Annotated in this window: 23 protein-coding genes and 1 pseudogene; all 24 read left to right on the top strand. The window is 38.2% G+C overall.

Translation table 11 applies throughout. The features are described from left to right. The first annotated feature begins 334 nt into the window (after positions 1–334). Positions 335–1,531, top strand: coding sequence for an O-antigen ligase family protein (locus VC182_RS05745; RefSeq protein ID WP_323484781.1), 1,197 nt, complete (start codon positions 335–337; stop codon positions 1,529–1,531). Between the two features lie 237 nt (positions 1,532–1,768). Continuing rightward, positions 1,769–2,605 carry a Wzz/FepE/Etk N-terminal domain-containing protein gene (locus tag VC182_RS05740; protein WP_323484780.1) on the top strand — a complete coding sequence of 279 codons (837 nt, stop codon included), beginning with the start codon at positions 1,769–1,771 and terminating at the stop codon, positions 2,603–2,605. A 77-nt stretch (positions 2,606–2,682) separates the two neighbouring features. Next, entirely contained in the window at positions 2,683–3,258 is a 576-nt protein-coding gene (locus VC182_RS05735; protein ID WP_323484779.1) for a GNAT family protein, read from the top strand. 17 nt (positions 3,259–3,275) lie between these two features. Then, entirely contained in the window at positions 3,276–3,572 is a 297-nt protein-coding gene (locus VC182_RS05730) for a hypothetical protein (RefSeq protein WP_323484778.1), read from the top strand. After that, positions 3,572–4,285, top strand: a complete 714-nt coding sequence (locus VC182_RS05725) for an SDR family NAD(P)-dependent oxidoreductase (protein WP_323484777.1) — start codon at positions 3,572–3,574, stop codon at positions 4,283–4,285. The genes VC182_RS05730 and VC182_RS05725 overlap by 1 nt, the downstream gene beginning before the upstream one ends. 5 nt (positions 4,286–4,290) lie before the next feature. Continuing rightward, positions 4,291–4,959, top strand: a complete 669-nt coding sequence (locus VC182_RS05720) for an MBL fold metallo-hydrolase (protein WP_323484776.1) — start codon at positions 4,291–4,293, stop codon at positions 4,957–4,959. Further along, complete coding sequence (locus tag VC182_RS05715) at positions 4,956–5,972, top strand: ketoacyl-ACP synthase III (RefSeq protein WP_323484775.1); 1,017 nt, start codon at positions 4,956–4,958, stop codon at positions 5,970–5,972. Before VC182_RS05720 ends, VC182_RS05715 begins: the two co-directional genes overlap by 4 nt. Before the next feature lie 65 nt (positions 5,973–6,037). Continuing rightward, positions 6,038–7,387, top strand: a complete 1,350-nt coding sequence (locus VC182_RS05710; protein ID WP_323484774.1) for a fatty acid--CoA ligase family protein — start codon at positions 6,038–6,040, stop codon at positions 7,385–7,387. A 24-nt stretch (positions 7,388–7,411) separates the two neighbouring features. After that, entirely contained in the window at positions 7,412–7,825 is a 414-nt protein-coding gene (locus tag VC182_RS05705; RefSeq protein ID WP_323484773.1) for an FdtA/QdtA family cupin domain-containing protein, read from the top strand. A gap of 15 nt (positions 7,826–7,840) precedes the next feature. Beyond that, positions 7,841–8,959, top strand: a complete 1,119-nt coding sequence (locus VC182_RS05700) for a DegT/DnrJ/EryC1/StrS family aminotransferase (protein ID WP_323484772.1) — start codon at positions 7,841–7,843, stop codon at positions 8,957–8,959. A gap of 67 nt (positions 8,960–9,026) precedes the next feature. Then, on the top strand, positions 9,027–10,214 hold the full coding sequence (locus tag VC182_RS05695; RefSeq protein ID WP_323484771.1) for an O-antigen translocase: 1,188 nt from the start codon (positions 9,027–9,029) through the stop codon (positions 10,212–10,214). Then, positions 10,214–11,173 carry a glycosyltransferase family 2 protein gene (locus VC182_RS05690; RefSeq protein WP_323484770.1) on the top strand — a complete coding sequence of 320 codons (960 nt, stop codon included), beginning with the start codon at positions 10,214–10,216 and terminating at the stop codon, positions 11,171–11,173. The genes VC182_RS05695 and VC182_RS05690 overlap by 1 nt, the downstream gene beginning before the upstream one ends. A gap of 4 nt (positions 11,174–11,177) precedes the next feature. Continuing rightward, on the top strand, positions 11,178–12,440 hold the full coding sequence (locus tag VC182_RS05685) for a glycosyltransferase (RefSeq protein ID WP_323484769.1): 1,263 nt from the start codon (positions 11,178–11,180) through the stop codon (positions 12,438–12,440). Further along, complete coding sequence (locus VC182_RS05680; protein ID WP_323484768.1) at positions 12,424–13,497, top strand: acyltransferase; 1,074 nt, start codon at positions 12,424–12,426, stop codon at positions 13,495–13,497. Before VC182_RS05685 ends, VC182_RS05680 begins: the two co-directional genes overlap by 17 nt. Beyond that, positions 13,494–14,768, top strand: coding sequence for a hypothetical protein (locus VC182_RS05675; protein WP_323484767.1), 1,275 nt, complete (start codon positions 13,494–13,496; stop codon positions 14,766–14,768). Before VC182_RS05680 ends, VC182_RS05675 begins: the two co-directional genes overlap by 4 nt. Next, the gene (locus VC182_RS05670; protein ID WP_323484766.1) at positions 14,758–15,483 is read left to right on the top strand and encodes a glycosyltransferase; all 726 of its coding nucleotides are present in this window, start codon (positions 14,758–14,760) and stop codon (positions 15,481–15,483) included. The genes VC182_RS05675 and VC182_RS05670 overlap by 11 nt, the downstream gene beginning before the upstream one ends. Next, positions 15,476–16,636 carry a glycoside hydrolase family 99-like domain-containing protein gene (locus VC182_RS05665; RefSeq protein ID WP_323484765.1) on the top strand — a complete coding sequence of 387 codons (1,161 nt, stop codon included), beginning with the start codon at positions 15,476–15,478 and terminating at the stop codon, positions 16,634–16,636. The genes VC182_RS05670 and VC182_RS05665 overlap by 8 nt, the downstream gene beginning before the upstream one ends. After that, positions 16,626–17,231 (top strand): methyltransferase domain-containing protein, encoded by a 606-nt coding sequence (locus tag VC182_RS05660; RefSeq protein WP_323484764.1) that lies wholly within the window; start codon positions 16,626–16,628, stop codon positions 17,229–17,231. Before VC182_RS05665 ends, VC182_RS05660 begins: the two co-directional genes overlap by 11 nt. Before the next feature lie 36 nt (positions 17,232–17,267). After that, positions 17,268–18,002 carry a glycosyltransferase family 2 protein gene (locus VC182_RS05655; protein ID WP_323484763.1) on the top strand — a complete coding sequence of 245 codons (735 nt, stop codon included), beginning with the start codon at positions 17,268–17,270 and terminating at the stop codon, positions 18,000–18,002. A gap of 49 nt (positions 18,003–18,051) precedes the next feature. Next, positions 18,052–19,005 carry an SDR family oxidoreductase gene (locus tag VC182_RS05650; protein ID WP_323484762.1) on the top strand — a complete coding sequence of 318 codons (954 nt, stop codon included), beginning with the start codon at positions 18,052–18,054 and terminating at the stop codon, positions 19,003–19,005. A 14-nt stretch (positions 19,006–19,019) separates the two neighbouring features. Beyond that, positions 19,020–19,580, top strand: coding sequence for a sugar transferase (locus VC182_RS05645; RefSeq protein WP_323484887.1), 561 nt, complete (start codon positions 19,020–19,022; stop codon positions 19,578–19,580). 159 nt (positions 19,581–19,739) lie between these two features. Next, positions 19,740–21,743 carry a nucleoside-diphosphate sugar epimerase/dehydratase gene (locus VC182_RS05640; protein WP_323484761.1) on the top strand — a complete coding sequence of 668 codons (2,004 nt, stop codon included), beginning with the start codon at positions 19,740–19,742 and terminating at the stop codon, positions 21,741–21,743. A gap of 50 nt (positions 21,744–21,793) precedes the next feature. Further along, on the top strand, positions 21,794–22,120 hold the full coding sequence (locus VC182_RS05635) for a hypothetical protein (protein WP_323484760.1): 327 nt from the start codon (positions 21,794–21,796) through the stop codon (positions 22,118–22,120). Between the two features lie 183 nt (positions 22,121–22,303). Then, positions 22,304–22,534 (top strand): annotated as a pseudogene (locus VC182_RS05630) (transposase); the annotation flags it as partial. Positions 22,535–22,662 lie beyond the last annotated feature (128 nt).

Below are 22,662 nucleotides of genomic sequence, written 5' to 3'. Positions count from 1 at the left end.
TAATGAGTTTAAATTTTCATGAAGACTATAAATGTGGTCGCCTTAGAATGACATCGATCTTTAGCGAATGGCTTCTGTAATTCGGCGTTAATTTTGTTAAATAAAAGGGTAAATGGATAGCCAAATTTCTCAATCACATCCGCAGCAGAGCATGCAAAAAATCCCACATGGAATTGTTTTGATGATGTGTGTTTTATTCGCGCTTCTGTATGGTGTCTGGATACTACCCCACACAATATTTGTAAGGCACTTTGCAATGGGGTTGGGTAGTCTTCTGGGGATTTGGGTTATCTACCAGAATCGTTTTCTGCTTTGGCAAAAAAGAGCATTGCCAATGGGGCTAATCTTATTATTATTAATTTGGGTCACTATTCATCTGTTTTGGATTGGAAGAGACTACCCACTACAAAGTTTGGAGTACACCAAGATTTGGAAAAAAATCGCTCTTAGTTTGCCCTTTGCCCTTGGCCTTGGTCTTGCAATTGCCAGCAATTACTGCGATTTAAGAAAATCTCGTCGGTATTGGCAAATTATTTACCTAGGATTTTGTTTGCCTACCTTAATTTATTTTGGCAAGTTTGCATACGCCAAACTTGTAGGTACTTATGGCTATCCAATTCCTGGCTATCTATTGTTAGTTCCCTATGGGGGTGGCGAACAACCTTTTGGTATTCCGCGGGCATGGTACGTGCTTTTCTGCTTACCTGCGTTTGCCATTGCTCTGGGAAAGATTATTCAGATCATAGAGCAAAATAATTTTGGCTTACGCAGTAGCTGGCCTTATTTAGCGATCCTACCTCTGACGGTTGCCCTTTTCTTTATTGAGGCAGATCGCTTTGGAATGGTGTATGCAATGATTTTCCTAACCCTATCACTTGGTATTATTCTCTTCAAATATTGCAGACGGCTTTCTTGGAGGGGTGGGGTGATGTTGCTATTAGTTGCTACTATCTCTGTGGGTTTAGTTAGTTTAAGTGTTAGCAAAAATCCCCAATGGAAAACGCTTGTAGCCGACTCAAAGGTTGCCGCACAAGTTGACCGCTATGACAACTGGAAAAATCGGAACAGGGGCTATCCCATCAATGAACTTGGTCAAATTCCAACAGACTCTAATTACAGTCGTCTTGCCTGGGCTATCGTGGGCTCACGACTATTAATAGAAAACCCCCTGGGATATGGATTGATGAGTCTTTCTTTTGCTGCCTTAGGTAAACAAAAGTGGCCGGATTCTGACTTGAGTTGGACGCATAGCGCTTGGTTAGATTTTGGCTTGGGTTACGGGCTACCCGGTCTGTTTCTACTATTGTTTGCGGTAATGTTGAGTTGGCACTATAGCGTTCACTCAAAAGCGCCTTGGAACTTGATTGGTCGCTGGGGTTTGACTTCAATGGCCCTGGTGATGACCACAAAGGAAGTGTCAGCCGAATCTGCAATTAATGCCATTATTTTCCTGGTTCTTTGGGTTAGCGCACTAAGTATTAACAATAGCAACCCAGATACCATCCCTATGCGGGGATTGGGGGATGATTAGAGCCCATTTCTGGGGGCGCTAACAATTGCTAGTTTTGTGTCCCATTTTTCAGCAAAATTGGGGCATTACCCTGGGATGTAGGATAGCAAATGAAGTGGTAGGTGAAGCGATAAGTCTCGAGACGGCTTATGAAATAAAGGGTATGCAAGTAGCTAGTTGCCTAATTCTTGGGCGTTTTTTAGGGCTGCAACTGCTATAATCGCATTAAATTTTATAGCTTTTTAGGGTTATAGGCTTATGCAGCAGTCTTACTTGCAAGAAGATGGGCAGGAAATCTCCCTGCTAGAAATAGTCGATTTTATTAAAAAGTCCTGGAGAATCATAGCCTTAGGATCTTTTTTAGGCCTGGTTGGTGCCACTGTCTATCTTGTGGTGACTCCGCCTATGTATGAAGCTACTGCCCAGATTCGCATGGCGCAAATCTCACAAGTTAACCCCGCAAACCCCTTTGGCGCGGCCATAGAGGATCCTAACTCTCTGATTTCACGGATGCAGTTTCCCACCAATTATTCGTCTGAGGTGATTGGCGCCTGCGGTTATCAAGATCTACCGCAATCGGCGTTAGTGCTATCAAAAGCGGCTAAATTTTCGATCCCAAAAGGTGTGGCTAATGCAGTGGAGTTAAAAATTCTGGCTCCCACTTCGCAGCTAGCGGCAAGCTGTGCCCAAGCAATCTTCGTGCAAATTGCTCAGATGCAAGAGCAGCTTTCCAAAACCTTTGTTGAAGAGGCCAAAATTAAGCTTGCATCTGATAATGAGCACATTGAGGGCGCCAGAAAACTCATTACAAAAGCAGATCAATCGGGAAGCGCTATGTCGGCAGCCTATTTATCGGCGCGTGATGAGCTAACCTATTTTTTAACGGATCGTGAAAAGATGATCGATCTGATTAATTCAGTCAAAAGCAGGGGCACTCGCCTAGATTCTCCAATTTATGCCTCAGAGCGACCCGTCTCACCCAAAAAGGCACTGAGCTTAGTCGCAGGTTTAGTCGCAGGTTTTTTCCTGGGATTGCTTTTCGCCCTGGGCCGCAAATTTATACAGCAATCAAGTTTAAGCGGAAGACTCAATTGATTTTGAGTCTGAGGGCGCTAACGGCTCGGGATCGGGCATTAGCGGGCTTGAATTTCAAGCGGACTTGATTATTTCTCATGAAATTGAACGGTAACTTTGTAAACTTAAGGCCGCTGCAGGTGCAGGATGCAGAAATAACTTTTGGCTGGAGACAGTCAGATCGGGCGCAATTTTTAAATCAAGGGGCTGCTACGGTTGAGGTACAGGAGCAGTGGATTCTCACACGCCCTAAGGATGAATATAATTTCATTATTGAACTTAAGGATGGGCGCCCAGTTGGAACACTCTCCTTAATTAATATTGATCAAAAAAATCGCCATGCTGAGCCGGGGCGATTTTTGATTGGCGATGAGGAGGCGGCAAGAGGTGTGCCTGTCGCCGTAGAGGCGATGAAGTTGTTATATGAACTAGCATTTAATCAGATTAAGTTGGTGAGATTGTGGGGCATTGTTGCCTCGAACAATCTATTGATGTTGAAGTGGCAGAAATATATGGGGATGAAGGAGGAAGGGCGGTTGCGTCAACATCTTCTTCAAGGTCAACAATTCCATGATGCGGTTTGTCTGGGAATATTGGTTGATGATTATAAAAACATAACGTTGCCAAGAATGGCTGGTCTACTGGCCCTGGCTATGAAAAAAGTAAATAATTAAAACGGAGTTATCGATATATGCTTGATAAAGAGCAAGTAGAAGAAATCATATTTAAAGCCTTAAACTCCCTGAATGACGAGAGAGGGTCAGAAGATCAAATTAGTGTTGACGAAAATACCTGTCTATTTGGTCCGGAAGCGGCGCTAGATTCATTATCCCTCGTCTCCTTGATAGTAGATGTTGAGGGGGCTGTTTCTGAGGTTAGCAAAAAAGAGGTGAGTCTTACTGACGATCATGCAATGAGTCAGGAAATATCTCCCTTCTTTAGTGTGACTACTTTAACAAAATACATCTTATTTAGGCTTGCTGAGTAATGGAAGGTCTGTATCTGGACAAGACAGTTTTAGTTACCGGCAGTCGACGTGGCATCGGAAAATTAATTGTAGAGCATTTTTTATTGCACGGAGCCAAAGTTTTCGGATTTTCACTTGGCGATGCCTCAATAACTCATCCAAGTTATACGCATTTTCAGGTGGATGTAGCAAGCCCTGAGTCGGTCCAAAAGGGATTTGGAAATATAAAAAGAATCACTGATTGTCTCGATATAGTGATTAACAATGCTGGAGTAATAACAGCTCAATACTCCATGATCATGCCGGCCGCCGCCGCTCAATTAATGGCGAATGTTAATTTGCTTGGTCCATTTTTTGTTTCACGTGAGGCCTCTAAAGTGATGCGAAAAAAAAGGTGGGGCCGTATTGTAAATATAAGCTCAATGGCAGCAAGTCTAGAGCCTATAGGCGATTCAATTTATGCGGCTACCAAAGCGGGGGTTGCAACAATGGCCAATGTTATGGCCAAAGAATTATCCCCATTGAATATTACCTGTAATACGCTAGCTGTAACCGCTATTGAAACTGATATGCTGGAACAGTTATCTAAAGCAAAGATTGATGAAGTTATCTCTAGTTTGCCCATCCCTCGATATGCTACCCCTGACGATATCTTTAATGTGTTAGATTTTTTGGTGTCCGAGAGAAGTGGATACGTTACTGCACAAACTATTTATTTGGGTGGAGTTAATTAAACGTAATGCAAAAAGTCGGTAATTGGGGTGGTGGAAACGTTTGGAAAATTACCTCAGGTATTTTTCCATCCAATGCTTATGTTGTAGAAGCAGAAATCCCGGGGGGTTGCTTTTTAATTGATCCGGGATTAGATGCATTATCAATAGATGCCGAATTAATTAAAGCAGGTAAACAGCCGGCTCAGGTATTCTGTACGCATGGACATTTTGATCATGCAGGGGGAGCCCATTTTTTTCAGAAAAAATATGGATGCCCAGTTTTTATGCATAAGGCAGATAAAAAAACTTTAAGCTCGTCAAATTTTTTGCTGATGATTTTGAAGATTACCCAAAAAATTATTATCCCTGAAGTGACGTATGTCACTGATAATTTCAGCATTGCTGTAAATGGGGTCGATTTGAAATATCTACCTGCGCCAGGACATACTCCTGGATCTTGCGTAATTAATTTCGGTTCTGCGTGGTTTACGGGCGACACTATTTATAGTCATGGTGTAGGTTTATCATCATTGCCAGGCGAATGTCCTGAAACTCTTAAGCAAAGCATATTGTCGTTATGGGATAAATTAACGGCGGAGATAATGGTTTGCCCGGGGCATGGGAGTGTTGCAGATGGTTTGGCGATCCGCACTCAGAATAAATCCCTCATTAATTTCTTGGGAATAGCACCATGAAAAAAAAGCAATATCCAGGCGCGATTTTAGATATTGAGTATTACCTACCAAGTCAGGTTGTAACTAATACAGATTTAGCTGATAAATACCCAGAGTGGCGGGTGGATCAAGTTGAAAAGAAAACGGGAGTATTTGAGCGCCGAATAGCTCGAGAAAATGAAACCGCATACGATTTAGCCCTTAGCGCAACTAAAAAGTTGTTGGATAAACACCCTTCATTAAGGGAGAAGATTGATGCAATTATCTTTTGTACCCAATCGCCAGATTATGTCATGCCATCTAATGCATTTCTATTGCATAGGGATTTGAAGCTTGGAAATAATGTTTTGGCTTTTGACTACAACCTAGCATGCTCTGGATATATCTATGGGTTACTAATAGTATCGGGGCTGATTAAAGTTGGGATAGCAAGGAATATTCTTTTGGTTACAGCTGATACATATTCCAAATACATAGCAGACTCTGATCGATCAACGCGAATGTTATTTGGCGATGGCGCCTCTGTAACTTGGATTGGTGAAATATGCGATACCAGTCCCCGGCCAATAATTAGCAGCTTTGATAATTTTTCATGTGCTTCCGATGGGAGTGGTTGGGATAAATTTATCATTAAATCGGGGGCGAGTCGAATGAAAGTATCCGATGAAGCTCAAGAGGGTCTTGACAATAAAATTCATATGGATGGACTTCAAATATTAAACTTGGTTAATGGCCGTGTTGTAAATCAAATCCGTGAATTACTTGTAGAATCGGAAAACAATGTAGAGCAGGTTGATTATTTTTTATTTCATCAAGCAAGCGGTTTGGCCTTGGATAGCATTGCTAAAAAAATGAAAATCCCCGAGGCAAAGATGTTTACCAATATAAAAAATATTGGAAATACGGTTTCATCGTCTTTGCCAATTCTTATTAAAGATTTTTTCTCTGAAAAAGATATTCCCAAAAACAGTAAATTATTTTTATGTGGTTTTGGTGTTGGTTACTCCTGGGCCAGCCTTCTTGTTGAAACTTGAGAAGTGTGGCGGTAAGGGTAGGAGAGATTTTTGTGTCAGCTATCTAATATTAAGGATTAACAGGAATGAGTAACTCAACAAATTGGCTCTACGAGCGTTTTCAGGGCTCACCCGATAAGTTGGCTTTTATTCACGAAAACCGTGAGGTAACTTACGGACAGGTGACAAATCTTATTAGAAATTTTTACGATCAAATTATTTTATCCGGAATAGCTCCTGGCGAGTTGGTGGTAGTTATAGGTGACTATTCACCCGAAATTTTTTGTATTTTTTTGGCATTAGCAAAAAATAAAAATATTATCATTCCAATTACTAAGAATTCGGTGGTGGAGGAGGATTCCGCTCTGGAGGTATCTGGTTGCGATTGGCGGATTAATTTTAATAGTTTGGATGCGTCCATCCAAATTGACGTCTATAAAGTGGTGAAACAAAATATATTAGTTGAGGAGTTGAGGGGGACGAATGTGCCAGGCCTTATTTTATTTTCATCTGGATCAACCGGAAAGCCCAAGGCAATTTTGCATGACTTTAACAGGGTCATGGATAAATTTCGAACACAACGTCCTCCCATTAGTGCTATACCTTTTTTAATGATTGACCACTTCGGTGGAATAAATACAATCCTGGCTATTACTTCAGGGTTGGGAACGGTGGTGACCGTTTCGGATCGCTCCGCTTCAAAAATATGCGAAGCAATTGAAAAATTTAAGGTTGAGTTATTGCCAGCGACACCTTCGTTTTTGAACTTATTGCTAGCATCAAAAATGTATGAAAAATATGATTTATCTTCTTTAAAAAGAATAACGTATGGTACTGAGGTGATGCCTCAGTCTACGCTTGATAGAATTAATCGGATTTTTTCGCGCGTAAAGCTGCTTCAAACTTATGGACTGTCAGAGGTGGGGGTGCTACATTCGAAATCAAAAGGTGATGGATCGACTTGGGTGAAGGTAGGTGGCGAAGGTTTTCAAACTAAAGTTATTGACGGTATTCTTTGGATTAAATCTGCATATGCGATGGTCGGTTATCTAAATGCCCCCTCTGATTTTGATGATGAGGGGTGGTTTAATACTCATGATCAAGTAGAGGTTGATGGAGAGTTTTTTCGTATCCTAGGCAGAAAAACGGAAATAATAAATACTGGCGGTCAAAAAGTATATCCAGTGGAAATTGAGAGTGTAATTCTTGAATTGGAAAATATTGAGGATGTGGCGGTTTATGGAGAAAAGCACGCACTCCTTGGCCAAATGATCGTTGCAAAAATTCTTTTGAAAGCGCCCGAATCTTCAGAGAGTGTTAAAAAACGTGTGAGGTCTGCTTGTTTGTCTTGTTTGGCTCCATTTAAGGCCCCCTCTAAAGTGATACTTACGAAAGATCCTTTGCATAATTCAAGGCAAAAGAAAATTCGCAGATAATCTCCACCTAAATTAAACAAGAACATGTCAATAGATCAATGCCGCATTATCGATTTACCTAAAATTACGGACCCACGTGGGAATTTATCTGTTATTGAAGGCTGCAATCATATTCCATTTGACATCAAAAGAGTTTATTACCTATACGATGTTCCAGGCGGCTCATCAAGGGCGGGTCATGGACATAAAGCGCTTCAACAATTAATCATTGCCATGTCGGGTAGTTTTGATGTGATTGTTGACGATGGGCATCAAAGAAAAAAATTCCATCTAAATCGCTCATATTATGGGTTATACATTCCAAAGGGGATGTGGCGGGAGGTTGAAAATTTTTCTTCAGGCGGGGTATGCTTGGTTCTGGCCTCTACTTTGTATGACCCATCTGATTATTTTCATGATTACGCTGACTATAAAAAATTTCTCAATCAAAATAAGTAATCAATACAAATTCTAATGATGATTCCATTCCTAAATTTAAAGGCCCCTTATTTTGACCTTAAAAGGGAAATAGATGATGCTGTTGATCGAGTGCTTAGATCTGGTTGGTATATTGGCGGTCCTGAGGTTGAATCTTTTGAGGTAGAGTACGCAAGCTACTGCAATGCAAAATATGCTGTGGGGGTTGCAAATGGTTTAGACGCGTTGCGTTTAGCATTGCAGGCTATGGGAGTTGGGCCTGGGGATGAAGTTATTGTTCCATCAAATACTTACATTGCGACTTGGCTTGCGGTAAGTCAATGCGGGGCAATTCCTATAGCTGTTGAACCCATTATTGGTACATACAACATTGATCCCACACTTATTGAGGGTGCAATCAACTCCAGAACAAAAGTAATCTTACCAGTGCATTTATATGGTCAGCCAGCAGATTTAGACCCAATCCTTTCTATTGCAAAAAAGTATGAGTTGTATGTTTTAGAGGATGGCGCTCAGGCTCATGGTGCTAAATACAAGGGTAGGCGAATTGGTGCACATGGAGACGCTGTTGCTTGGAGCTTTTACCCTGGTAAAAATTTAGGGGCGATGGGTGATGGGGGTGCTATTACTACAAATAATCTAGAGATTGCAAAAAAAATTAAGATGCTTGGAAATTACGGGTCTACCCATAAATATATACACGAAGTTAAAGGTTTCAACAGTCGACTTGATCCATTGCAGGCGGCGATTTTGCGGACTAAGCTCAAATATTTGGATTTGTGGAATGATCGCAGAAAAAACATTGCAATCCAATATTTAAACGGGATCAAAAATCCCGCATTGATATTGCCCGTTGTCCCCGCGTGGTCTGATCCCGTCTGGCATTTATTTGTAGTTCGCCATTCAAGCAGAAATAATTTCCAAGATTATTTATCTGGGCAGGGAGTTAGTACCCTGATACATTATCCAATTCCACCCCATTTACAGAGCGCATATCTTGACCTAAATAACCCTAGGGGTAGATTTCCATTGGCGGAGTCTATGGCCGATGAGATTCTAAGTTTGCCCATAGATCCATACTTGACGGATGCTCAGATTGGTACGGTGATTCATCTTAGCTCGGAGGGTAGCATAACTTCTAATGAAGCTTCTTAAAACTACTTTACTTAATGGGATCTCAGTTTCACTAAGGCTCGCATCCTCTCTTGCTCTGAATAAGATCATGGCAGTTTATGTTGGCCCCTCAGGATATGCAGTCATTGGTCAACTGCAGAATGTAATTGGAATTATTTCCAATCTTAGCGGCGGATTACTTTTATCTGGTATTACAAAAATGACTGCCCAGCATTTTGATGAAATTGAAAAGCAGAAGGTGGTGTGGATAACCGCGGTTAGATATTCATCAAGTGTAGCAATATTATTTGCTGTGTTAATTTTGCTTTTTGGATCCAAACTAAGTGCGTGGTTGTTTCGCGGGCTAGAAATTGGCAATATTTATGTATGGCTTGCCTTAGCATTGCCCGCTATAGTACTAAACAATCTATTGCTTGCGGTTATCAATGGAAAAAAAGAGATTGGAGTTTATGTTGTTGCAAATATCTTGGGGAGTATGCTTAGCCTAATGGTTGCAGCGGTGCTTGTTACATATTATGGTCTTTATGGCGCATTAGTAGCATGCATTATTAATCCTGCAATAGCATTGCTTTCCACTCTGTTGTTGATACGTGGGCGTACCTGGTTCAAGTTTTCAAGTTTTGTTGGGTCAGTGAATACGATCACAATTAAAGAATTGGCTGGATTTGGATTTATGGGTTTAGTTTCTGCGCTTACTGGACCAATAGCGAGCATCGTAGTTCGAGATCATTTGATTGATAGCTTCGGAATTGTAGATGCTGGGTATTGGCAAGCTACAACCAAGATAAGTGATAACTATTTAATGTTAATAGTAAGCACTCTTTCTGTCTATTACCTGCCGCGTATAAGTGAGATAAGAAAAGCCAATGAACTTAGGGCAGAGATAATTAAGGTTTATAGCTTGGTGATGCCAATTGCGATCATTGGCGCATTGGTTATCTATTTATTAAGGGACTCAATTATCCATATTTTATTTGCATCTGATTTTATTGCGATGGAGATGTTAATGCCTTGGCAACTTATAGGCGATGTTATAAAAATAGGCGCTTGGGTGCTTTCATTTGCATTGGCCGGCAGAGCAATGATAAAGCCGTTTGTAATTACCGAAGTTTGTTTTAGTGCAACTTATGTGCTCTTGACCATAATGCTAACAAAATTTTTTGGTATTACTGGAGTTGTTATGGCTTACGCCGGCAACTACTTGGCCTACTTGATATGTATGGGCTATTTTATTAATAAAGAGCTCGCTAGGATGAAAAAAATGGAGCCACTTTGATGGAGATTAAGCACACTATTTTAGTTATTTGTTATAACCAAGAGAAGTTTATTCGCCAGGCTCTCGACTCCGTGCTTTGTGAGCAAATTAAACCACACGAAATAATAATTGGAGATGATTTTTCTACTGATGGAACCCGAAGGATCCTTAAGGATTATAAGGATAAATATCCAGACATCATAAAACTGGTACTAAATGAAAAGAATATTGGAATATTTGCCAATCTGAATAATATTGTTCAATGGGCAAATGGAGATGTTATTAGCTTTCTCTCTGGAGACGATTGGTATAAGCCAAAATTTTTAGAAAAAATGAATGCGGTTATAAGCTATCAAAATCTAGATCCTCAGGTAACAAGATTTCTACTTATGCCTAATACTGTAATACATCATCCAAGTGGTGTGGAAATTTCAATGAGGAATGATGCTCGTTTATTCCGTCGCTTTACGGCTGTTGGTTTAATATTTAGAGAAAAATTTAGAAATCAACACACAGGCATAAGTAGGGCTTTATTTCAAAAATGGCCAGCTTTTGAAAGTGATTCAGAGTTAATCGGCCCTTGGGCAGATCGAGTACATCACATTCTATTTGCGCAATATTTGGACAACTTGGTCTATATGGATGCTGATGGCCCCGTCTATCGTTCAGGTGTTGGGGTCTCATCTAGAACAAATCATTTAGAGTTGGAGCGTAGCTTTCAAAAGGCCCTTATTCGGCTTCGGCTGTACTTCAAAGAGAATAAGCTTCGTTTAAATAAGCTCGACAATAATTATTTGGAATTTTTAATTGCAAAGACTGGCCTTAGTTTGGGGGTGAATTACTCATCAATAATGATTTTTATTCATGCTTCATGGGTTGTAATGAGGGCTAATGTAGCAGACATTCCTTATATATCTCGAGAGACTTTTAAAGTAATCCGCAGGATTATTTCCAAACAAAAAAATAGAATCAATAATTAATTTAATGAAAATTTTGCATATCTCTGGAGATATAAACGGGGGTGCTTTTCGCGCTACAGAAAGGCTTCATAATGCAATAAAGTTGCACACCCAATCTAAAATACTAGTAAGAGAATCTTTAGATAAAAATTCAGAAATAATTGAATGTCGTGTAAGTAAATTTAAGAAAAACTATATAAGAATAATAAATAGTTTAATTGGTAGAGCTCAAAGAAGCAGTATAAATACACCAAGGTCTATTAATTATGTCGGACATTTAAAAGCGGCCATTATAAATAGATATGCTGTTGATATCGTAAGCATAAATTGGATAGGAGCCGGGTTTTTATCTATCAAGGAGTTATCGAAAATAAATAAGCCCGTAATTTTCACCTTGCACGATATGTGGGGGTTTTGTGGTGCCGAGCATTTATCTGCAGCGGGCAATAAAGCGAGATGGATGAATGAATATAGTGCGCAAAGTAGAGGGCGCAGTGATTTTGGGCTCGATGTTGATGGGTGGGTTTGGAAAACCAAAAAAAAATATTGGAAAAATCGTTTCTATATTGTGGCACCAAGTAAATGGATGTCAGAGTGCGCAAACTCAAGTTCATTAATGGCTGGTTGGGATATAACAACGATACCAAATGGACTGGATCTTGAGGTTTTTAAGCCTGAAGATAGGATGGATGCAAGAGCTAGATTGAGTTTGCCTTTAAATATACCGCTTGTTTTATTTGGTGCAGTAAATGGGGTCGAGCTTCATTACAAAGGTTGGGACTTATTGGAGCCAGCGATTCTTGCTCTGCAGAAGAAAAACATTCAATTTGAAGTTGTAATATTCGGGCAAAAAGAAAGTCGTAAAGATATATTGCCGGGTATAAAAATTCATTGGTTTGGTGAAATCAGGGATGATAAAGTTCTTGCCTCAATATATTGTGCGGCGAATGTAATGGTTGTTCCATCAAGGCAAGAGTCGTTTTGTCAAACAGCTTCAGAGGCGCAAGCGTGCGGATGCCCCGTTGTAGCATTTAATGCAACTGGGCTCAAGGATGTTGTAGAACATAACATTACCGGTTACTTAGCAGAACCTTTTAAGAGTACGGAGTTAGCTGCTGGTATCGAGTTTGTATTGGGCGATAAAGAAAGGGCTAAAAAGCTTTCTAGTAATGCGCGTATAAGGGCAGAATTGAATTGGTCCTATGAAATTGTTGCTGAGAAGTATTTAGCCTTATGCACAAGAATACTTCAAGAAAGCAAAATTAGAGCCAATGAAGGTGAAAATTAACTTGAGGAATCAGGGAATAAGACTAAGATATCTTGATGAGCTAAGGGGTTTCGCCGCTCTTTATGTGGTTCTGTACCACTTGCTAAAGATGTCCAATGCAAGTACTAAAATTTCTATATGGATTGAGAAATTAATTGGATATGGTGGATCTGGCGTAACTATTTTTTTTGTATTAAGCGGATTTTCAATGGCACTAACGTGGCCAAAATATATTTCATCAAGCAGCCCAATAAAAAATTTCTATATAGCAAGAATATTTAGAATAGTTCCGTTATTTTATTTTTGGATAATTATTTCATTAGCAAGAGATTATATTTTCAAAAGTGGTGATTTAGGAGTTCATCAAGCAAAAGAAATATTAATAAATTTTCTTTTTATATTCAACTTGATTAAAGATTACCAATATTCTGTTGTATGGGCGGGATGGACGATTGGGGTAGAAATGATTTTTTATCTTATTTTTCCAGAAATAAAAAAATATTTACATAATAGTCTAAAGAAATTATTATTATTAATATTTTTTAATATAGCGATAGTAATTATATTTGTGAATAAAAATGAATTATTTACTGGAGTTGAGTTCTTTATATTTATACCTACATTTTTGAGTGGAATGTTTATATATATTTTTTTTAGAAAAATTAAAAAAATAAACAATAAAATTTCAAAAATAACATTAGCAATTGGGATTTTAGGAGTGATTTATTTAATTTATAGTAGAAAAGAAAATTTATACTTTTATTATTTGTCAGTATTTTTCTATTCTGCGATTATTTATGGAATATCAGAGAGAGGCTATATATTTAAAGAAATAAATGCATTGAAATTTACCGGTAAAATAAGTTATTCAATATACTTGAATCACCCGAGTATAATATATATATTAAGGCCAGTTTATTCTGAAATTGAAAAAAGTAATCTTACTGGCGATGTAGTATTTGCTATTTGCTCATTATTGACTATGGCTATCGTTATCCCAATATCTTGCTTAACATATTATTTTATTGAAAAGCCATTTATTCATATGGGTAAAAATTACATTAATAAACTATCATGAGTACATTGAGTGCCGCTTTTAGCTATATAGGTTACATATATATAGTATATTTTTTAATTATCATAATTTACGGTATGATTGGTAAAATTATTTATCAAGGGAAATTATGGGTTATTGCATTAATTAATATTGCAGGATTAATTGGGTTATCTTCACTAGTATTGATACCATTTTATTCGCCATATCCAATTGAAGTCGATAAATTTTTGGTTGTAATATTAATTGAGCTTATTTGTGCAATTTATTTTGCGATAACAATTTTAAGAATTGCTGGGTTTCTATCTAAAAACTTGGAGCCACTTAAAGATCAACAAATACTTATATTACTTTTTTTAAAGTTAGTATTTGTAATTACTAATTATATAGCTGCAGGCGGGGAATATGGAATATTTTCTACCGGCTCTAGGATTGATTTCATTCAAATTTCACCGATTATATCAAGATTGTGGTATTTGGATATGCTATTTGATTTTATTATAAATGTAAGCGTAATTTTAAGTTGCATAATATATAAGGTGAGATTAAAAGATATTTTATTTATTTCGGTAGTTGTATTATTAAGTTATATTGGTGGATCAAAAGGGGCATCTTTTTTGCTTTTATTTTATTCAATATTAATAGTATACATTGCAAAATATAAATTTATAAATATATCTATAAAAAAATACTTTATAATGATAATGATATTTATAATTGGAATACCGTTTTATATATATAAATTGAGTCAATTTAATAATGTATTATTCACTGAGCAATTAACTTTAACCATAGCTAGATTTCTTTTAAGTGCTGATGCTCGAATTATGTCATTCGATCCAAATGTAACTAAATACGTGATTGATAGTGGGGGCGGTGCAAATTTACTATCGGAATTATTTCGGGGGCCTGCACGTCTATTTGGGTTTTATACCGCAGAGTTCCCTATAGGTATTTATCAATATCAATATGAGGTTGGTACTACAGGATATGTTGGTTCAACAAATCAGCTCTCAGCAATGTTTTCTATTTATTTAGATCAGTATTTCTTATTTAGCCTATTGATAGTCGTTGGACTTATGGTAATTATTTACAAATTTTTTGTATATAATTTGAATTATGGAGGCTTAATTAGTTGGCTTTCATTGGCCTCCATCTATTGGCTTGCGGTAACATTTTCTCAGGGGTATGATGCATATGTTCAGCTTGCTGAAATTTCAATATTTACAGTTTTATTTTTAAGACTATTTTTAACAATGGTAAATAAGCAGTATAGAGTTAAAAATGGTTCATAAATACCAACTTTCAATTATAATACCGGCATTATTTAAAAATAATGAATATAAAAGATGTCTCGAGTGCATTTATTCTGCTCTCGAAGAGAGCATTTCGTTTGAGGTAATTGTTGTAACGCCAAATCCATTAAGCTTTCATTTAGATGATAAGAAAAATCTTAGATACATTGAAGACAGTGGAACTGGAATCTATGCAGCAATGAACCAAGGAATTTTTGAATCTAATGGAGAGTATATATACTTCATTGGAATTGATGACATTTTAATCCCTCTATTTTTAAAAGCATTTATTGAGGGTGTAAAATCTAATGCAGATTTGATACTTGGGGATGTATATTGGGGAAAAAATAAGATATTTAAAAATTATTATATAAAATATATTCTGTTATGGAAAAATTGGTGTCATCAGGGTATTATATACAAGAAAAATATTTTATTAATTAATAATATTAAATTTGATACTAAATATAAAGTACAGGCTGATCATCATTTAAATATTTTAATAGCTACAATGAGCAAAATAAAAATTTATAAATTCAATGGTGCAATTGCTTGGTACTCCTCTACCGGTTTTTCTTCAAGATTTAAAGATCAGACTTTTAGATCTTTTTTTCCTATTTTAGTGAGAGAAAATTTTGGCTACATTTCATATCTTATTGTTATAACCCGTAGAATCATTTTATCAATTTTTAATAAATTTAATTTCAATGATTAAAAAGTTTGCTATTTTATTCCCTCAATTTCATGAGGTTTCAGTTAATAACATTTCGTGGGGATACGGGTTTACAGACTGGGCACTAGTAGCAACTGCCAATGCATTTAAATTCTGGAATACTAGACGGGCTCCATTGTGTGGATTTTATAATTTATCCAATTTAAAAGATGTAAAAAATCAGTTCGATACTGCTATTAAGTCGGGTCTTGATGGATTTGGAATATATCACTATTGGTTTGAGGATGGGGGGGAATTGCAAGCTGTTGAAAAATATCTAGCCAATTCAGCTTTGACCAACAGTGATTCAACCTACTTTAAATATTTTTTTATTTGGGCTAATGAAAGTTGGTCTAGACGATGGGCCGGAGAGGATACAAATGTCATAAAAAAAATAAGTGCATCTCCCTCCGACCATGAAATCCAGGAGCATGTAAAGTATTTGGCTCCATTTATTAAATCTAAAGAATATTTTAAGGTAAATGATAGGCCTATACTAGCAATATATAGACCAGAAGTCTTTTCTAATTACTTGGATGTAATTAATAAATATAGATCAGAGTTTAAAAAATATGATGTAGATATTTTACTGGGATATTTTATAAAGAGTAATTCAGATTCTATTTATTCTAATAATTTTGATTTTTGTTATCTTTTTGAACCAAGACTATTCTTTAATTATATGAGATTTGGAAATAAAAAGCTTATTTTTAGATTCTATAAGAATTTAACTAAATTGCTTCCTTATGGTGTTGTAGAGTTTATTTCTAAATACTCAATTTTTCTTTTCTCTAAAAAGAATACGTCATACAGTTATAGAAAATTCATTTCTTATTTGAAATCAAATGTAAGGGATAAATTTGTAAGGGATTTAAAATGCTCAACCCAGAACGTAATTAGTGCAGGATGGAATAATTCGCCGAGATATAGAAGCAACTACACGGAATTAGAGGTCCCAGCAGTTCAAGAATTTTGTGAGGCTCTTTCTTACTCTTCTGATCTTAATATATATTCTAACGATTATCCCTTGCTTTGCAACGCATGGAATGAGTGGTCTGAAGGTGCTGCTATAGAGCCATGTGCCTATCTTGGGGATTCACTCCTAAGATCTTTCGTAAATAAAAATTTTCCGGACAGTAAAAAAGATGCCTCTTAATAATAAATACAATGACTATTTTGATCATCTAAGTAGTATTAGTTTGCTTGGAAAATTTTATAAAAAATTTATTTCCTCGCCATTGATTTATCAATGTGCCAACTCATTCGGTAATTCAATATTAGAAGTTGGATCTGGAATTGGTAATGGGATACTTGGCACATTTCCTTCTCATGTTGTCGGTGTAGACATAAACTCAAACGCAGTTAATTATTGCAATAGAATTGGATTAAATGCAAAGATAATTAAAGATGATGGCCTATTTCCGTTTGCTGATAGTGTTTTTGATTCCTGTGTTTTAGATAATGTGCTGGAGCATATACCAAATCCTGCGCATACCCTTAATGAATGTTGGCGTGTCACTAAGAATAATGGCGGTCTGGTTGTTGTAGTTCCTGGAGTCAAAGGATTTGATTCTGACAGAGATCACAAGGTGTTTTACGGTAAAAAAGAACTCATGCTCCTTAATGAGCGCTGGGAGTTTATTAGGTTGTTTGCAATGCCCACTTACTTTATTAATAATAAAATCTCAAAAATCCTCAAACAGTATTGCCTAGTGGCTACGTATAAAAAAATTGATTCTAAACAGAATTAAGACTTCTGATAAAAATTTCTCGATTGGGGTTAATAATTGATAGCTGTATCTGTCGTTTCACATGGCCACGGTAAAATGGTTGAGGCTATAGTTGATAAATTATTAACTTATGGACAAGTAAGTAAAATAATTATTACTAAAAATATTCCTGAGCAATTATATTTACCAGATAGCCCAAAGATATCTGTTATTTCAAACGATAATCCTGAGGGATTTGGTTTCAATCATAACCAAGCTTTTAAATTTGTCACTGAAGAATTTTTTTGTGTATTGAATCCGGATATCATTTTCGTCAACAATCCTTTTAATGAATTAGTTGCCGCCGCTCAAAGACACGATTCTGCAATTATCTCGCCAATGATAAAGAGTCCAAATGGTAAAATAGAGGATAGTGTCAGATATTTTCCAACTATTAAATCTCTTCTCAATAAATTTTTCTTTAAATATGAAGGTAAATATATATTTGAGGCGGATTCAAGTATCTTTAGCCCAGAATGGGTTGCTGGAATGTTTATGTTATTTAAGACGTATGATTTTTCTTTTGTTAAGGGTTTTGATACTAAGTATTATTTATATTATGAAGATGTTGATATTTGCGTAAGAATTTGGGAAGCAGGGCGTAATATTATTATTTGCCCATATGTTCATGTTATTCACGATGCTAGACGTACTAGTCGAAGAAATTTAAGGTTTGCTCTGTGGCACTGTAGAAGCATGTTGAGGTATCTGATTAAATATCACAGAAACGTACCAAAAATCGGAAAAATTTAGTTGAGGCGAGCTTGTTTTTTCAATTTAGTTTTATTTTAAATATTATTTAATGATATTAATTACTGGATCCACTGGTTTTGTGGGTAATGCTTTGTCTACTAGTCTGGCTAGATATATTCCTGTGCGAATATCAGTTCGTGATGCAAGTAAAGCGCAACAATTAGATAATCTTGATGTGGCAGAGGCCTCTATGTCCCCCAATCAAGACTGGAAATCTGCACTTGCCGGGATTTCAGTCGTTGTTCATTGTGCCGCTCGAGTTCATGTGATGAAGGATTCCGTTATAGATCCTTTATTTGAGTTTAGACAAGTGAATTTAAGTGGGACCCTTAATTTAGCGCGTCAAGCCTCTATAGCTGGTGTCCAGCGCTTTATTTTTATAAGCTCAATCAAGGTTTCTGGAGAATCCACTGACTTGAATCATCCTTTTTCAGCTGATCAGCCTCCTGCTCCAAGTGATCCCTATGGAATATCTAAATATGATGCTGAAATAGGGCTGAGAGCGTTATCTAGGGAAACGGGAATGGAGGTAGTCATTATTCGAGCGCCACTAATTTATGGTCCGGGGGTTAAGGCTAATTTTCTGACGATGATGAAATGGTTGCGGCGAGGAATTCCTCTGCCCCTTGGTGGCGTGACAAAAAATCGCCGTAGCTTTGTCTTTATTGAAAATTTCATTAGCATGATTGTTACTTGTATAAATCATCCTGCCGCTGCAAATCAGGTGTTTATGGTTTCGGATGATGAGGACATGTCGACCTCAGAATTATTGAGGCGTATGGCTTTAGCGCTTGGGCGCCCTACAAGATTGATTTTTGTTCCGGTAAATTTACTCGCGTATGGAGCGAAACTTATTGGCAGGCATGATATTTTTCAGCGATTATGTGGCTCACTGCAGGTTGATATCAAAAAGACCAAAGACTTGCTTGGCTGGTCACCACCGGTGAGTGTAGACGAGGGTTTGCGTCGGACAGCGGTACACTTCTTAAAGATGCAATCTTGATACATATTTCTATCATCAAGAGATTATTTGATCTTTTATTGGCACTCTTTGTTGCTATTGTATTCGCACTACCGATTTTAGTTGTAGCTATTTTCGTTCGATTGACCTCATCTGGCCCAGCTCTATATTGGTCTAATCGAGTGGGAAGGTCCAACGTTATTTTTCAGATGCCTAAGTTTCGCACGATGCAAGTTGGCACTCCCGCAGTAGCTACTCACCTACTTTCTGACTCTGGCCAATATTTAACGCCGGTGGGTTCGTTTTTGCGTAAATCCAGTCTAGATGAATTGCCGCAACTATGGAGTATTTTTGTTGGCGATATGAGTTTTGTTGGGCCTCGACCAGCGCTGTTTAATCAAGCTGACTTAATTGCTTTGCGAACTCAATATGGTATTGATAAATTATTGCCAGGATTAACTGGCTGGGCTCAAGTAAACGGCCGAGATGAATTATCAATCCCAATTAAAGTGCAATATGAGGTGGAGTATCTAAATAAGCGGTCTTTCTGGTTTGATATGAAGATTCTGGGCTTAACCTTTTTAAAGGTAGTTCGGCGAGCTGGAATTTCCCATTAGATTTACGGGGTTATTCACCATCTTTTGCAGTGCTACTGGGTCAGTTAGATTACTTTCCGCCAAGAATAATTGTTTTGACTATATTTCGCTGGCATGCGAAATATAGTGCCATTAAACACTCTATTTCACTTATTTTGGTATGTAATTTATAATCAACTAGTGCCAATTACTGCATCCAAACAGTCCCTATTAAGTCTGCCCCGTTTTGTGAAGCGGACTATTGCGATGTTTTTCGATACGCTGGTTTGTGCATTTACTGTTTGGCTTGCTTTTGGTCTTCGCTTGGATCAATGGGGTAATTTTCAGGGAAGTCAGTGGTGGATATTCATATGTGCCATTGGATTTTCATTTCCTCTCTTTATTATTTTTGGCTTATATCGTGCCATTTTTAGGTATGTTGGCTCCGCTGCCCTTGCATCTATGGTGCGTGTTTTCATCATCTACACCGCTTTATTTTTCTGCACATTTACACTCATTGGCGTCGATGGCGTACCAAGATCCATTGGTATTATTCAGCCCATATTGTTATTTATCGCAATTGGAGCGAGCCGATATTTTGTGCGCTATTGGTTGGGTGGTCTCAATAATATTCAAAAGTCATTACATAAGGCTCAGCCTATTGCGCTGATCTATGGGGCTGGATCAGCTGGTCGTCAGCTGGCAGCAGGATTGGCCAGCAATAAAGAGATCTTGGTCAAAGCCTTTATTGACGATGATCCTCATTTGCAAGGAAGTACTATTAATGGGGTTTCTGTATATCCTAACGATGGTATGCAAGAGCTTATCGATCGACTTGATATTACCGATGTGCTTCTAGCCATTCCTTCCGCAAGTCAGGCAAGAAGAAGTGAGATTATTTCCTCATTAAACGGACGTGGGGTACGTGTTCGTACCTTGCCGGGGTTGATTGATATTGCCTCTGGTCGAGTCAGGATATCGGACTTGCATGATTTGGATATGAATGACTTGCTCGGTAGGGCAGTAGTGCCGCCTGAAGTGAGGCTATTAGAAAAAAATATTCGCGATCAGGTTGTTTTGGTAACCGGGGCTGGAGGCTCAATTGGTAGCGAGCTATGTCGGCAGATTATTAAATTCTCTCCAAAATCTTTAGTTCTGATTGATAACAGTGAGCACTCCCTCTATCTTATCTATGAGGAATTAAAGAGGGCTCTTATTGGAATTGAGGATGAACGTTTGGCTGCGGTTGGTAGTGATCAAGCCCCATTGCCTCATTCAGTTTTTCCAATTAAGTTAGTGCCTTGCTTGGCTTCAGTGCGCGATGGTGATCTGTTATTGTGGATTTTTAGAGCTCATCAGCCGAACACAGTCTTTCATGCCGCCGCATATAAACATGTCCCATTGGTGGAGCAAAACCCTGCTGAAGGGATTCGGAATAATGTTTTTGGAACCTTCACTTGTGCCCAAGTGAGTTTGGAGTGTGGCGTATCACAATTTATTTTAGTGAGCACCGATAAGGCTGTTAGGCCAACAAATGTCATGGGTGCTAGCAAGCGAATTGCCGAGCTGATATTGCAGGCGATGGCTGAGATCGCTGCTAACGGCGAACACTCAACGAATTTTTTGATGGTGCGATTTGGTAATGTATTAGGCTCCTCTGGTTCTGTGGCGCCGCTTTTTAGCGCTCAAATTGCAGCAGGTGGACCTATTACCCTGACTCATTCGGAGGTGACTCGCTATTTCATGACGATTCCTGAAGCGGCGCAGCTGGTGATTCAAGCCAGTGCAATGGCTGTTGGCGGTGATGTCTTTGTATTGGACATGGGCGAGCCCGTGCGTATTTATGATTTGGCTGTCAAGATGGTTTATTTATCCGGCCTATTAGTTAAGGATGATGCCCACCCTCATGGCGATATTGAGATAAAAGTCACAGGATTACGCCCAGGAGAAAAGCTCTATGAAGAACTCTTGATTGGTGATAATCCGCAGCCAACGGCTCATCCAAAAATCATGAAGGCCCATGAGGAGTTTTTATCTTGGGACGATTTACAGCAAGAACTTGAAAAACTTAATGTTGCCTTAGATGCATCTGATGGTGATTTGATTAGAGGTATGCTGAAAAAATTAGTTCCTGGCTACCAACCTAATGGCGATGCAGTAGATTGGAATGGGGGGGATTTCCTAAGCAATGATCACTCTACTTAAGATTGATTTTTTTGGTATAGCTTTGATGCATTTCCGCAATGGCAATGGGTATGAAATTTCTCTCTGAGCTTAAGCAATTTTTCATAGATTCATTCTCGGATCCTGTGTATCAAGAGGGGGTCTTGTATTTCATCATTGAAGAGCTACCTAATCCAAGGGATTCTGGCCTCTTCAAAATTCTATGCGGTAGCACCCAGATTGCTTTAGATGTGGTTACTCTAGATGAGCTCGGGGTTGTCATTGCCAATCAGCTTATTGGCTTACATGCCGCCACCATTCGCAAGTACCCATATGAAAAAATTGAGTATGTGAATATTGCACCCTGGGCTCAGGAAAAAATTGAAGCTCGTATGGCTAGGATTGGCTTGAAGATCTAGATTGGTAATCCCCACCCATTAACCACCGCTCTCAGAAGTAGGATTAATTAAGCAACCATGGCGAGCCGCAATTCCAAACTTTACGGCATTCATTTCGATGGATAAATTCATTACTGGGAGGGTAATCCCCCCACAGGTTAACTGAGCTCAGAGGTAGAATTTTCTCAATTAGAGGAGTTCTACATGAAGCGTTCTAAATTTACTGATAGCCAGATCATGGATGCCCTAAAACGGGTGGATGCTGGCCTAGCAGTTCCAGAAATCTGTCGTGAACTGGGTATCAGCACTGCTACTTTCTACAAGTGGCGCTCTAAATATGGCGGCATGGACACTTCCATGATGGCCCGCATGAAGGAGCTTGAGGCTGAAAATGCCAGGCTTAAGAAGATGTACATCGAAGAGAAGCTCAAGGCGGTGACCCGTCTGGTTTTATCGGACCAATTTCATCTAGAAACTCTGGCTCCCGTTATTAATTTCTTTTGCCATCCAGCGACAAACTCTGCTGGGGTTTGATAATCCAAGCTTGAGTGTGGCCTGATCAA

The organism is Polynucleobacter sp. AP-Nickl1-40-C4 (assembly GCF_035012665.1).
In the GTDB taxonomy this organism is placed as follows: domain Bacteria; phylum Pseudomonadota; class Gammaproteobacteria; order Burkholderiales; family Burkholderiaceae; genus Polynucleobacter.
Note: the sequence above shows the minus strand (reverse complement) of the source record. Positions and strands in the feature narration are given on the sequence as shown.